Origin of the sequence: Parabacteroides sp. An277, assembly GCF_002159645.1 — a bacterium.
GTDB lineage: Bacteria > Bacteroidota > Bacteroidia > Bacteroidales > Tannerellaceae > Parabacteroides.
The window spans coordinates 23745-36708 of sequence record NZ_NFJB01000031.1 but is presented as its reverse complement, the minus strand read 5'-3'; the positions used below and the strand labels follow the sequence as shown (position 1 = coordinate 36708).

Annotated in this window: 13 protein-coding genes; 11 read left to right on the top strand and 2 right to left on the bottom strand. The window is 45.6% G+C overall.

Features of this window, described 5'->3' with window-relative positions:
* Nucleotides 1-205 precede the first annotated feature (205 nt).
* A complete protein-coding gene (locus tag B5F77_RS12080; protein WP_239446339.1) occupies nucleotides 206-529 on the bottom strand; it encodes a hypothetical protein in 324 nt (107 codons plus the stop codon).
* Between the two features lie 11 nt (nucleotides 530-540).
* Complete coding sequence (locus B5F77_RS12075; protein WP_087331088.1) at nucleotides 541-1302, bottom strand: hypothetical protein; 762 nt, start codon at nucleotides 1300-1302, stop codon at nucleotides 541-543.
* Nucleotides 1303-1447: 145 nt separating this feature from the next.
* Between B5F77_RS12075 and B5F77_RS12070 the strand changes: the two genes are divergently transcribed.
* The 11 genes from B5F77_RS12070 (at nucleotide 1448) to B5F77_RS12020 (ending at nucleotide 12962) form a co-directional block, all read left to right on the top strand.
* The gene (locus B5F77_RS12070) at nucleotides 1448-3046 is read left to right on the top strand and encodes a thiamine pyrophosphate-dependent enzyme (protein WP_087331087.1); all 1599 of its coding nucleotides are present in this window, start codon (nucleotides 1448-1450) and stop codon (nucleotides 3044-3046) included.
* On the top strand, nucleotides 3043-3624 hold the full coding sequence (locus B5F77_RS12065) for an indolepyruvate oxidoreductase subunit beta (protein ID WP_087331085.1): 582 nt from the start codon (nucleotides 3043-3045) through the stop codon (nucleotides 3622-3624). Before B5F77_RS12070 ends, B5F77_RS12065 begins: the two co-directional genes overlap by 4 nt.
* 4 nt (nucleotides 3625-3628) lie before the next feature.
* Entirely contained in the window at nucleotides 3629-4141 is a 513-nt protein-coding gene (locus tag B5F77_RS12060; RefSeq protein ID WP_087331083.1) for a TlpA disulfide reductase family protein, read from the top strand.
* A gap of 1 nt (nucleotide 4142) precedes the next feature.
* Entirely contained in the window at nucleotides 4143-4928 is a 786-nt protein-coding gene (locus tag B5F77_RS12055) for a 4Fe-4S binding protein (RefSeq protein ID WP_087331081.1), read from the top strand.
* Nucleotides 4929-4935: 7 nt separating this feature from the next.
* The gene (locus B5F77_RS12050; RefSeq protein ID WP_087331079.1) at nucleotides 4936-5235 is read left to right on the top strand and encodes a hypothetical protein; all 300 of its coding nucleotides are present in this window, start codon (nucleotides 4936-4938) and stop codon (nucleotides 5233-5235) included.
* 3 nt (nucleotides 5236-5238) lie between these two features.
* Nucleotides 5239-6192, top strand: coding sequence for a glycosyltransferase (locus B5F77_RS12045; RefSeq protein ID WP_087331077.1), 954 nt, complete (start codon nucleotides 5239-5241; stop codon nucleotides 6190-6192).
* 8 nt (nucleotides 6193-6200) lie between these two features.
* The gene (locus B5F77_RS12040) at nucleotides 6201-8222 is read left to right on the top strand and encodes a fructose-1,6-bisphosphatase (RefSeq protein WP_087331075.1); all 2022 of its coding nucleotides are present in this window, start codon (nucleotides 6201-6203) and stop codon (nucleotides 8220-8222) included.
* Between the two features lie 4 nt (nucleotides 8223-8226).
* Complete coding sequence (locus B5F77_RS12035) at nucleotides 8227-9258, top strand: iron ABC transporter permease (protein ID WP_087331073.1); 1032 nt, start codon at nucleotides 8227-8229, stop codon at nucleotides 9256-9258.
* Between the two features lie 306 nt (nucleotides 9259-9564).
* Nucleotides 9565-10881: a TolC family protein gene (locus tag B5F77_RS12030; RefSeq protein WP_087331071.1), complete on the top strand. Its 1317-nt coding sequence runs from the start codon at nucleotides 9565-9567 to the stop codon at nucleotides 10879-10881.
* A 99-nt stretch (nucleotides 10882-10980) separates the two neighbouring features.
* On the top strand, nucleotides 10981-12210 hold the full coding sequence (locus tag B5F77_RS12025) for an efflux RND transporter periplasmic adaptor subunit (protein ID WP_087331069.1): 1230 nt from the start codon (nucleotides 10981-10983) through the stop codon (nucleotides 12208-12210).
* Between the two features lie 11 nt (nucleotides 12211-12221).
* A complete protein-coding gene (locus B5F77_RS12020) occupies nucleotides 12222-12962 on the top strand; it encodes an ABC transporter ATP-binding protein (RefSeq protein WP_087331092.1) in 741 nt (246 codons plus the stop codon).
* Nucleotides 12963-12964 lie beyond the last annotated feature (2 nt).

Below are 12964 nucleotides of genomic sequence, written 5' to 3'. Positions count from 1 at the left end.
GGCAGTACTATACTGGCCAACATGTTCAAATAATCGTTTTCTATACTGCAAAATAAAGGTTTGTTCTTCAAACTAACAAATTTATCCCCACTAAATTTCTACTGAGCCCCTATCTGCGGCAGATAGAGCCTGCCATCTCGGGCAGAGGACAGGATGCTTCCGCCCGGGATGGATGAGAATAGCTGCTTTTGGAAGTTTGAGTGGGTTATAGTGCGGGTGTATGCCTTCCTTTGAAGTATCCATTGGGATGTTTTTGGCAACGTCCGGAGGTCAGCGAGGAGATGGAATTGGATTGCATGCCGCAATATTTGCAAGTATACTTCTCTTTCTCTGTTCCTTCGTATAGTTTATGCCTTCCTTTGAAAGCTCCATCTGGATGGCGTTGACAGCGTCCGGAGGTCAAAGAAGAAACACTGGCAAACTTCTGTCCACAATATTCGCAATAATAATTCTTTTTATCGGCGGAGGCACTACATAAGAGTGTAAGGGTCAAAATAACCAACCAACTGCCAGCTTTTCGTTTTTTCATATCTATATGCTTCATAAATGTATGGAATAAGTTTCTGCAAAGGCCTTTACTACTTTTGTAATGTCGATTATTAACTGGTCTGGAACCATTGAAAGCTGGTTTGTGTGAATAAGAAGTTTAGGCGAAGCATTTTCTTTTTCTCTATGAATATGAATCCAGAAACGTTTTTGCGTTTTTCTATCCCATTTTACTTGAAATATGTTTTCCAAATCAATATTATAAACTTTTGGATAATGTCCGCAGGCTGCAATTATTATCGGAAAGTTTTGGAAGAAAGGTGAAGCAAACATCTGCTTCCGTTCTTCTATGGAATGTTTTGTCGCTTCTTTGTCTGTATCTTTACTAAACAAAGCCGTTTCTGCACTAAAGTCGGACGAGAAGCAATGCTCGTGAAAGTCTATATTTCCATTTCCTTCTCTATTTAAAATAAAGTTTAAGAGCTTTTGATATTGAAACCAAGTGCGGCTTGTGCCTCCTGATTCATGTCCTTTCATATCCACTTTATACTTTTGCCCTTTGTATGGGTAAAGCGGATTCATACATTCAGGATTGCCACGCCAAAGAGGAATATCGTCTTGCGATACTTTTTGTTCGATGTTTTTCTTCCAGGATTCTACATTCTTGTTAATCTCAGAAGCGTGTTGGATTGCGTTTTCATTCGTATCAATCGCTGCTTCTTTTCCTAAGATTAAGATCTTTGCGTTCGGATTACCATAACCGATAAAAGAAGATGTTTGATCCACCAAGGCTTTAAATTCGTTAGAATAAATCATGATATTATTATTTTATGAGAAACATGCCCCAAAATTACCTATTTCTACACTCATTTGAAAATCCAAATCCTACAAATTTCTTTTTCCCAGAGAATCTTTGTACATTTGCCAATCATAAAAACTTAGAGGATTAAGCAGAATAGAAATGGGAAAATATTTGTTTTTAGGAGACGAAGCGATAGCCCAAGCGGCCATTGATGCTGGACTTTCGGGCGTATATGCCTATCCGGGAACTCCTTCGACGGAGATTACGGAGTATATTCAAGCCTCTTCGGTAGCGAAGGAGAGGAACATCCATTGTCAATGGAGTGCAAATGAGAAAACAGCTATGGAGGCGGCGTTGGGTATGAGTTATGCTGGAAAACGTTCGCTTTGTTGTATGAAGCATGTGGGTATGAATGTGGCGGCCGATTGCTTTATGAATGCAGCGATGAGTGGTATTAATGGGGGAATGATTATCGTTACGGCTGATGACCCGTCGATGCACTCGTCTCAAAACGAGCAGGATAACCGTATGTATGGTAACTTTGCCATGATTCCAATGCTGGAGCCTTCGAGCCAGCAAGAGGCATACGATATGGTGTATGAGGGTTTTGAATTGTCTGAGAAATTAGGTTATCCGATTCTGCTCCGTGTCACGACTCGCATGGCGCATTCGCGCGCTGGAGTGGAAACGCGGGAGTTGAAAGATACGCTTCCGATGCATTGCCCAGAAGATGGACGGCAGCGTTATATCCTTCTTCCGGCTTTAGCACGTCAACGTTATCGGAAACTGATTGCGGCACAAGAGGCGTTTGAGCAGAGTTCGGAGGCATCGTTATATAATGTATATTATGACGCTCCAGATAAATCATTGGGGATTATTGCTACGGGTATTGCATTTAATTACCTTTCTGAAAATTATCCGGAGGGATTCAAACATCCGGTATTGAAGATTTCGCAATATCCAGTACCGACTGAAAAACTTGCCCGTTTGGTAGACGAGTGTGAGGAGATTTTGGTATTAGAAGAGGGTTATCCGGTGGTAGAGCAACAATTGAAAGGACTGTTGAGTAAAGGATTGAAGGTGCACGGGCGTCTGGATGGTACATTGCAACGTGATGGCGAGCTTACACCGGATGCCGTAGGTAAAGCCTTAGGATTAAACATTACGCAATATTATGCTACGCCAGAAGTGGTAGAACAGCGTCCGCCTGCCTTGTGTCAAGGATGTGGACATCGTGATATGTATCAGGCGTTGAATGAAGTGTTGGCAGAATACGAAGGCGCGAAAGTATTTGGTGATATCGGATGTTATACATTGGGAGCACTGCCTCCTTTCCGGGCGATAGATACTTGCATTGACATGGGTGCATCCATTACGATGGCTAAGGGAGCTTCGGATGCAGGCGTCTTCCCTGCCGTTTCAGTAATTGGCGATTCGACTTTTACCCATTCAGGTATGACTGGTTTGTTGGATTGCGTGAATGAAAACACGAACATTACCATTGTGATTTCAGATAATGAGACTACGGCGATGACGGGTGGGCAGGATTCGGCTGGTACAGGACGTTTGGAATCTATTTGTACCGGTATTGGCGTCGACCCAGCGCACATCCGTGTTATGATTCCACTCAAGAAAAATTACGAAGAGATGAAGCAAATCATTCGCGAGGAGATTGAATACCGGGGTGTTTCCGTCTTGATTCCTCGTCGTGAATGCATTCAGACATTAACCAGAAAGAAAAAAGCAAGTAAGAAATGAAAACAGATATTATATTATCAGGTGTAGGCGGACAAGGAATCCTTTCCATCGCCGCTGCGATCGGAGAAGCCGCTTTGAAGGAGGGTCTTTATATGAAGCAGGCGGAAGTGCACGGTATGAGCCAGCGCGGAGGAGATGTACAATCGAATCTGCGCCTCTCGGATCAACCCATCGCTTCGGATTTGATTCCGTTGGGTCATGCAGATTTGATTATATCTCTCGAGCCGATGGAGAGCCTTCGCTATCTTCCCTATTTAAATAAGGAAGGATGGCTTGTGACCAATTCGCAACCTTTCATCAATATTCCGAACTATCCAGAGATGGAGAAGGTGAATGCGGAATTAAATAAGCTTCCACATAAAGTAGTCTTGGATGTAGAAGCTATTGCCAAGGAAGCAGGGTCGATCCGTGCGGCGAATATCGTTATGCTCGGTGCGGCTACGCCTTTCCTCGGATTGGAATATGAGAAGATTGAAGAAGGTGTTCGCAGTATCTTCGCTCGTAAAGGCGAAGAGATTGTGGCGATGAACCTCAAAGCCCTGAAGGCAGGATATGAAATAGCACAAAGTAAAGCATAAACGTATGAAAAAGTATCTATTGACAACCTTTTGTCTGCTCTTTGCCTGCGTGGCTTGGGCACAGACAGACGCAGACGACATTGTGAAGGTGGGTGACGCGATGCCTTCTTTCACTATTACGCACGACGACGGGACGAAGATTGCCTCTTCGGAATGGAAAGGTAAGGTGATTCTTGTCAACCTCTTTGCCACTTGGTGTCCGCCTTGCCAAAAAGAATTGGCAGCGGTCAAACAAACGTTGTGGCCGAAGTATAAGGATCACAAAGACTTTGTGATGTTGGTCGTTGGCCGTGAACATACGGATGCCGACCTCAAGAAGTATAACGAGAAGAAGGGATTCGAGTTCCCACTCTATCCGGACAAGAACCGCGCTGTCTTTAACTCGTTTGCCAAGAATCTCATTCCCCGTTCTTATCTGATAGGGAAAGACGGTAAAGTATTGTATGCCAGCAAAGGTTATACCGATGAAGAGTTTGCTCAATTGATGCAAGCTATCGACAAAGCGTTAGCAGAATAAAATGGATTGTACGAATATACATGTCGTTTATTTTTCGCCCACCCACACGTCGGCCCGAATCGTGCATACCGTCGCGGAAGGGATGGGCGCTGTTTCGTATGCGGAATCGGATTTGACTTACGAGAAACCTTCCCGCATGGAAAGCATCGAGGGCGAATTGACGCTCGTGGCGGTCCCCGTGTATGGCGGTCGCGTGCCGGATGTCGCGCTCGAACGGTTGCAGATGCTCCGGGGAAAGCAGACGCCAGTGGTACCGATTGTCGTGTATGGCAATCGAGACTACGACGATGCGTTGTTGGAACTCTCGGACGTGCTTCGTAGCCAGGGTTTTTCCCCGGTGGCGGCGGGGGCGTTCATCGGGGAGCATTCTTTTAGCTCGGCGGAATACCCGGTAGCAGCGGGTCGTCCGGACAAGGCGGATCACGACATGGCGTTCCTTTTCGGCCAGCATATCCTGGAAAAGGTACATGCGCTGAAGAGTTGGGAGGAAATGAAGCCGCTCGCGGTGAAGGGGCATTTCCCTTATAAGGAGAAAAAACCGGCACAGCCTGCCGCGCCGCTTACCGACCTCGACCTCTGCACGCAATGCGAGCACTGCATCGCCATCTGCCCTACGGAGGCTGTTTCGGTGGTCGACGGTGAAATCTACAGCGACCCGCAGCGGTGCATCAAGTGTTGCGCCTGCGTGAAAGAGTGTCCGGAAGGGGCGCGCACGTTCCCCAATCCGTTTGCCGCGTATCTTTACCAAAATTTCAGCGCACGCAAGGAACCGGAATTGTTTATTTGAATGGAGCATGGAGAATGCAGTAGGAAGAATCAGGGCGAAATCTCTTTCCTGCAAAACCGCAGGAAGCTTTCGCGATGTGCGAAACGTTGCTGCAAAACTGCAGGAAGCTTTCGCGACGTGCGAAACGTTGCCGCAAAATCGCAGGAAGCTTTCGCGATGTGCGAAACGTTGCCGCAAAACTGCAGGAAGCTTTCGCGACGTGCGAAACATTGCCGCAAAATCGCAGGAAGCTTTCGCGATGCGCGAAACGTTGCCGCAAAATCGCAGGAGCATAACCGAAAATCCTTCATTCATCATTAAAAACTGATTTATGCGTTATTATTCGATCATAATCCCTGTATACAACCGCCCCGACGAGGTGGATGATTTGCTCCGCAGCCTGACGGCGCAACGTTATCGGCGGTTTGAAGTCGTGCTCGTCGAGGATGGCTCAACCCGACCATGCCGCGACGTGGCGGAGCGATATGCCGAGCAGCTCAATATCCGTTATTTCGCGATACCGAACGGCGGGCCAAGCGGGGCGCGCAACTACGGCGCGGCGCAGAGCCAGGGCGATTATTTGCTGATACTGGATTCGGATGTCGTGCTTCCGGAAACCTATCTGGAAGCGGTAGACCGGGCGCTGGACGAGAATCCGGCGGACGCGTTTGGCGGTCCAGACTGTGCTCATCCTTCGTTTACGCCCATTCAGAAAGCCATCAGCTATGCCATGACTTCGTTTTTTACGACGGGCGGCATCCGGGGCGGGAAGAAGAAGCTCGACAAGTTCTATCCGCGCAGTTTCAATATGGGCATCCGGAGGGATGTCTTTCAGGCGTTGCAGGGATTTGATACGACCATGCGTTACGGAGAGGATATTGATTTCAGCATTCGCATCATCCGGAGCGGATACCGGACGGTCCTTTTCCCCGAAGCCTTTGTGTACCACAAGCGACGGACGACATTCCACCAGTTCTTCCGCCAAGTGGAGCATTCGGGCGAGGCGCGCATCGCCCTGACGGTAAAATATCCCGAGACGCTGAAGCTGGTGCATTGCCTGCCAGCCCTGTTTGTGGTGGGGACGTTCTGTTTGTTGGTGGCGGGTGTGTGGTGGACCGGCTTATATGCCTTGTTACTGTTTTATATGGTTCTGATATTTCTCGACGCGACGTGGCAAAACGGCAGGAACGTACGGATTGGACTTTTGGCCGTAGTGGCCTCTTTTACACAACTGTTTGGTTATGGAATTGGTTTTATACGTGCCCGATTGGGATTAATTCATTAAAAAAGATTATGACAAAAGATATTGCAAAAGAAAAAGCCGTGGCAGACGATTTGCGCTACCTACAGCTACTTTCGCGCAGTTTCCCGACGATAGCGGACGCGAGCACAGAGATTATCAACTTGGAAGCCATCATGAACCTGCCCAAGGGGACGGAGCATTTCCTTTCGGATTTGCATGGCGAATACCAGGCGTTCAATCACGTCTTGCGGAATGCCTCGGGGGCCATCAAGCGAAAAGTGAACGAAATATTCAATAACACTCTGCGCGACGCGGAGAAGAAAGAGCTATGTACCCTCATCTATTATCCGGAAGAGAAACTTGTGTTAGTGAAATCTGTTGAGAAGGATTTGGATGATTGGTACATGATAACGTTGAACCAGTTGGTAAAAGTTTGTCGTAACGTTTCATCCAAATATACACGTTCGAAGGTTCGGAAAGCGTTGCCGCGCGAATTTTCGTATATTATCCAAGAATTATTGCATGAATCATCTGTCGAACCCAACAAGTCGGCGTATGTGGATCAGATTATTCGTACGATTATTTCGACCGGACGAGCCGATGATTTCATCATTGCGATGTGTAACCTTATCCAACGGTTGACGATAGACCTGCTCCATATCATTGGTGATATTTACGATCGTGGGCCAGGCGCCCAAATCATCATGGATACGCTTTGCGATTATCATAACGTCGATATCCAATGGGGAAACCACGATATGCTTTGGATGGGTGCGGCTGCTGGAAACTTGGCCAGCATGGCGGGTGTGGTCCGGATGTGCCTTCGTTATGGAAATCTTGCTACGCTGGAAGATGGATATGGCATCAACCTCCTTCCGTTAGCTCGTTTTGCCATGGAGACATATGCCGACGATCCGTGTGAGCTTTTCATCCCGAAACTCAACGCAGGCGAAAGTAGTTTCGATGCTAAGACCGTCCGTCTCATTGCACAGATGAACAAGGCGATTTCCATTGTGCAATATAAACTGGAAGGCGAGATTATCCGCCGACGTCCGGAATTTGAAATGGACGATCGTCTGTTGCTTCATCGCATCAATTTGAAGAAAGGGACTATTTGCCTGAACGGAAAAGAATATGAGTTGAAAGATAAAAACTGGCCGACGTTGGATTCTAAAGATCCTTATCGCCTCTCGATCGACGAGGAGGACATGATGCAACGTATCCAACGGTCGTTCGAAGGAAGCGAGAAGCTCCGCAAGCATATGCGTTGCCTTTTCCGCCACGGAAGTTTGTACAAGGTGTGCAATTCGAACTTATTGTTTCATGCCTCCGTTCCCTTGAATCCGGATGGAACGCTCAAGGAAGTAAAGGTAAATGGAGCCTATTATAAAGGAAAGAACTTACTCGATAAAGTAGATCAGCTTGTCCGTACGGCTTATTTCGATACAGACGATTCAGAAGAAAAGCAATTTGCTATGGATTATATCTGGTATCTCTGGTGCGGAAAGGATTCACCGCTTTTCGACAAGAGCCGGATGGCGACTTTCGAACGTTGTTTTATTGAAGACAAAGAGACACATAAGGAAGAGAAGGGAGCTTATTATGCTTTGCGTCAAGAGGAAACTGTCTGTGATAGATTGTTAGACGAATTTGGCGTTACGGGTGAACATCGGCATATCATCAATGGTCATGTTCCAGTACGCTCTATTCAAGGCGAGAACCCAATCAAGGCGAATGGGAAGCTCTTGGTGATTGATGGTGGTTTTTCGAAGGCGTATCATTCGGAGACGGGCATCGCCGGTTATACGTTGGTCTACCATTCGCGTGGTTTTCAACTTGTCCAGCATGAACCGTTTCAATCGACGGCGAAAGCGATAGAAGAAGGACTTGACATTCGTTCGACAACGATTGTGGTCGAATTAAGCGCGCATCGTCAGATGGTAAAAGATACCGACAAAGGAGAGGAACTTCGCCAACAAATCCACGACTTGGAGAACCTTCTCTTCGCCTATCGAAACGGACTGATTCAAGAGCGCGAACGGGACGCGCGTTACTTTGGTAGCCGGTCATAAACGTATGACGCATCGCACGTTTCTTTTCCCTCTTTTGGGCGTAGGCATCATTGGGTTGTTTATGGCTTGTCTTGTCTATGGGGCGGTCCATATTCCGCCGGAGGCTGTTTTTCGTATTTTATGTGGTGAAGAAGTGGGCTCGCCAGCTTGGACACACATTGTCTGGCAATCACGCCTTCCCCAAGCGATCACGGCATTGTTTGCTGGAGCAGGATTGGCGATCAGTGGCTTGTTGCTTCAGACATTGTTCCGCAATCCGCTGGCGGGGCCTTCTATTTTAGGAATTAGTGACGGGGCCAATTTGGGAGTCGCGGCGGTATTGCTTTATGCGGGCGGGACGATTAGTCAAGTTTCCGACTTCCCAATTACGGGTTATTTAGCTGTCATTTTGGCGGCAATGGTTGGAGCATTTCTTATCTTAGGGTTGATTATCTATTTCTCTTCGAAGGTGAAGAGTAATGTAATGCTGCTTATTATTGGTATTATGATTGGTTACATGACCTCTTCGCTTATTTCAATTCTTAATTATTATGCTGCAGCTGACCGTGTCCATGCGTTCGTCATGTGGGGCTTGGGAAACTTCTCCGGAGTGTCGATGGAGCAATTACCTTATTTCGTTTCAGCCTCTGTTGTGGGCTTGTTTTTTTCTTTGTTACTTATTAAACCTCTGAATGCACTGTTGTTGGGCGAAATATATGCATCGAATCTCGGAGTTCGGGTGAAGCAAGCACGCATCTATATTCTCTTTTGTACAGGATTATTGACGGCTGTTGTAACGGCCTTTTGCGGCCCTATTTCGTTCATTGGATTGGCTGTTCCACACATGGCTCGTCTTTTGTTAGGAACATCCAATCATCAGCAACTCGTTCCTGTCACTATTCTGTCGGGAGCTTGTGTAGCCTTGCTTTGTAATTTGTTGATGGTTGTTCCTGGAAGTGATACGATCCTTCCGCTTAATGCTGTTACGCCGATGCTTGGTGCGCCGGTCATTATTTACGTTATTGTTAACCGGAAGAACATCCAATATTTCAATTAGCCCGGTTTGAAGAAAGATAAATCCAAATGTGAACTTATACTTTAAAATCTTGCTATTATACTATCGAGCAAAATAGCTCTTTTTTTCAGTAGAGACCTTAATGTTTAGTTGCTTATACAGTAGTTATGATTTAGCAAAAGCAGTTCTTTAAATCAGAAATATCTTAGGCGTAAAATGGAAATTTGAGAGTTGGAAAATGTCGATAAAATAGGATATTTTATCGATATATGTAGCCTCTTTTTCGATATGGTTTGCCGTGAAGCAGAAGGTCATCTATTTTTGTATTCAAAATAAAAGCAAGAATTTATGAAACGAAATATGCTTTTTAATTTATCGTTATTTCTTGGCATATGTGCAGTGACAGCGCAAGAGAAACCTGCACAATGGACACTTCAAACGTGTCTTGAATATGCATTGGCAAATAATATTCAAATCAAACAAAGTCGAATTGATGAGTTGTCGGGACTAGAGGATACGGAATTGGCCAAAGCGCAGCTATTCCCTTCGTTGTCGGCCGACATTACGCAAGGTTATGTAAACTATCCTTCTTCTAACGCAGCAGAGAATCATAGCTATAGTGGTAATTATTCTATCAATGCGAACTGGACGCTTTTTGATGCAGGAAGACGTAATAAAGCAATCAAACAACAGAAGCTTCAAAATGAGATGGATCGTCTTACCACAGAAGAAAACGAAGATGAAATCCGGATTGCTATCGTTCAAACCTATCTTCAGGTAATGTATGCTATGGAATCTGTTGAAATCAACAAAAATACGGTTGAGACGGCCAAGGCCGAACGAGATCGAGCAGAAGAATTATATAAAGCCGGCTCTATTTCAGCGGTGGATTTGGCTCAATTGGAAAGTCAATATAGTACAGATAAATATCAACTAACAGTAGCTGAAACTACTTTGGATAATTATAAACTCCAGCTCAAGCAACTTTTAGAATTAGATATTACGGAAGAAATCCAACTGACAATGCCTGAGATTGCTGAATCGGAAGTCATTGCTCCTTTACCTGAAAAAGAAATTATCTATGCTACTTCGCTTGCTGTAATGCCGCAAGTCCGGAATCGAGAATTAGCTATCCAATCTGCTGAATTGGAGAAAAAACGGGCAAAGGCGGCTTATTGGCCGACTCTTTCGATGAATGCAGGAATTGGTACAGGACATTTATCAGGAACAAATTACAGTTTTGGCAATAAAATTTGGAATAATTTCAATGAAAGTGTTGGAATCTCGATAACTATTCCTATCTTTGCACAGCGGGAGAACAAAACAGCGTACAATAAAGCAAAATTGGCTATCACAACAAGCCAACTGGATTTGTTGAATACACAAAAGGAACTTTTACAAGAGGTCGAAAGTACCTATTTAGATGCGACTTCCGCACAAAGCCAATACCTATCGGCAAGCGAGCGGCTTGCTTATGTAAGGCAGAGTTTTACACTGACGGAAGAACAGTTTTTCTTAGGAATGAAGAATACGTTGGAGATGTTGACTGAGAAAAACAACCTGTTGAATGCACAACAAGAGGTTCTGCAATCGAAATATATGGCTATCATGAGTATACAACTTTTGAATATTTTACAAAAAAAGCCCGTCAGTATCCAAATATGATGGGCAGATTCACTCCACTCTCTTTTTTTAGAAGGTTTCTGCGACGTGAGTCGCGGAGCCTTTGATTTGAAACATTAATAGACAAAAATCATTAAATATATGGATAAGAAAACAGGAATCATTGGACTCGTTGGAGTCATTGTGATCGTAGGAGGTGTTTTTGCCTTCATGGGCAAAAAGTCCAGCAATGGAATGAAGCTGGAGACAGGAGTCGTCGGTCGTACATCTATCACAAATGTAGTAACGGCAACCGGCACTGTTGAACCTGTCACGGAAGTCGATGTGGGTACTCAAGTGTCCGGTATTATCGATAAGTTGTATGTAGACTACAATGATGTGGTGAAGGCAGGGCAACTAATTGCTGAAATGGATAAGGTGACGTTGGAAGCTTCACTACAAGCCTCGACGGCTCAATTAGCACGCAGCAAATCGGAATATGAATATCAACAAAAGAATTACGATCGTTATAAACTTCTGCATGAAAAGAAGTTGATTAGTGAAACAGATTTCGAGACGGCTACGTATGAATACGAACAAGCGAAGGCTAATTACGAAGAAGCGCAGGCTTCCATTGTCAGCGTCCGGCGCAACTTGGAATATGCTACTATTACAAGTCCTATCGATGGCGTTGTTATCAGTAAAGCTGTGGAAGAGGGACAAACCGTAGCAGCTGGATTCGAGACGCCGACCCTCTTTACAATTGCGGCAGATTTGACCAAAATGCAAATCATTGCAGATGTGGACGAGGCGGATATCGGTACCGTGCAAGACGGGCAGCGTGTCAGCTTTACCGTTGATGCTTATCCGAATGATGTCTTCGAAGGGGAAGTGTTGCAGGTGCGTTTAGGTGAAAGCAGTGACGATAGCAGTACCTCTACTTCTTCCAGTTCGACGGTCGTCACGTATGAAGTTGTTATTTCGGCAGAAAATCCGGATTTCAAATTGAAACCGCGTTTGACGGCTAACATCACGATTTATACGATGGAACGTGAGGGTGTGCTTTCTATTCCCAACAAAGCGCTTCGCTTTATTGCTGACCCGCAAGAATTGGAACCGTTGGGTCTTACGGTCGATAATCCTGACGCAACGGCTCCGGAAGGGCAGAAACTTGTTTGGGTAAAGGATGGAAATCGGTTAACTCCGAAGAACATCATGGTTGGTTCAAGTAATAATAATGTAACGGAAGTAATCGACGGCCTGGAGGAAGGTGAAGAAGTGGCGGTTGATTTGGCCGTCGATGCTCCCGTTCTTTCTTCGAATAGTTCACAAGAACGCAGTCCGTTTATGCCGGGACCTCCGGGAAGCAATAAGGATAACAAGAAGAAATAATGGTTGACTATATGAAAGAGATTATTAGGCTGGATAATATCAAACGTAACTTTATTGTAGGAGAAGAGACAGTCCACGCATTGCGTGGCGTCTCTTTCACTATCAACGAAGGTGAGTTTGTAACGATTGTAGGTACTTCGGGGTCTGGGAAGAGTACGCTCTTGAATATCTTAGGTTGCCTGGATACTCCGACAAGCGGGGAATATTACCTTGACGGTGTATCGGTACGCACTATGGGCAAGAATGCTCGTGCGACACTCCGCAATCGCAAGATTGGCTTCGTGTTCCAAAACTATAATCTGTTGCCCAAAACAACCGCCATTGAGAATGTGGAATTGCCTTTGATGTATAATCCGGCCTATAACGCGGCGCAACGGAAGGAGAAAGCCATTCAGTCTTTGGTAGCGGTCGGATTGGGAGACCGCCTTTTGCACAAAAGTAACCAGATGTCCGGCGGACAGATGCAACGTGTCGCTATTGCCCGTGCGTTGGTAAACGACCCGGCGGTGATTTTGGCGGATGAGGCGACCGGTAATCTGGACACGCGTACCAGTTTCGAAATTCTGGTCCTTTTCCAAAAGCTCCATGCAGAGGGGAAGACGATTATCTTCGTGACGCACAATCCGGAGATTCCGCAATATACTAGTCGGAACATTACGCTTCGCGACGGGCATATTACGGCCGACGTCTTGAATCCGCATATCTTAAGCGCTGCGGAAGCATTAGCTAAGTTACCTGTAAATGAGGATTAAAT

Bases quoted from the DNA above. Each gene is read 5' to 3' on its own strand.
- B5F77_RS12060 (WP_087331083.1), top strand. From the start codon at position 3,629: ATGAAAAAGTATCTATTGACAACCTTTTGTCTGCTCTTTGCCTGCGTG.
- B5F77_RS12050 (WP_087331079.1), top strand. From the start codon at position 4,936: ATGGAGAATGCAGTAGGAAGAATCAGGGCGAAATCTCTTTCCTGCAAA.
- B5F77_RS12070 (WP_087331087.1), top strand. From the start codon at position 1,448: ATGGGAAAATATTTGTTTTTAGGAGACGAAGCGATAGCCCAAGCGGCC.
- B5F77_RS12025 (WP_087331069.1), top strand. From the start codon at position 10,981: ATGGATAAGAAAACAGGAATCATTGGACTCGTTGGAGTCATTGTGATC.
- B5F77_RS12040 (WP_087331075.1), top strand. From the start codon at position 6,201: ATGACAAAAGATATTGCAAAAGAAAAAGCCGTGGCAGACGATTTGCGC.
- B5F77_RS12075 (WP_087331088.1), bottom strand. From the start codon at position 1,302: ATGATTTATTCTAACGAATTTAAAGCCTTGGTGGATCAAACATCTTCT.
- B5F77_RS12055 (WP_087331081.1), top strand. From the start codon at position 4,143: ATGGATTGTACGAATATACATGTCGTTTATTTTTCGCCCACCCACACG.
- B5F77_RS12035 (WP_087331073.1), top strand. From the start codon at position 8,227: ATGACGCATCGCACGTTTCTTTTCCCTCTTTTGGGCGTAGGCATCATT.
- B5F77_RS12045 (WP_087331077.1), top strand. From the start codon at position 5,239: ATGCGTTATTATTCGATCATAATCCCTGTATACAACCGCCCCGACGAG.
- B5F77_RS12020 (WP_087331092.1), top strand. From the start codon at position 12,222: ATGAAAGAGATTATTAGGCTGGATAATATCAAACGTAACTTTATTGTA.
- B5F77_RS12080 (WP_239446339.1), bottom strand. From the start codon at position 529: ATGAAAAAACGAAAAGCTGGCAGTTGGTTGGTTATTTTGACCCTTACA.
- B5F77_RS12030 (WP_087331071.1), top strand. From the start codon at position 9,565: ATGAAACGAAATATGCTTTTTAATTTATCGTTATTTCTTGGCATATGT.
- B5F77_RS12065 (WP_087331085.1), top strand. From the start codon at position 3,043: ATGAAAACAGATATTATATTATCAGGTGTAGGCGGACAAGGAATCCTT.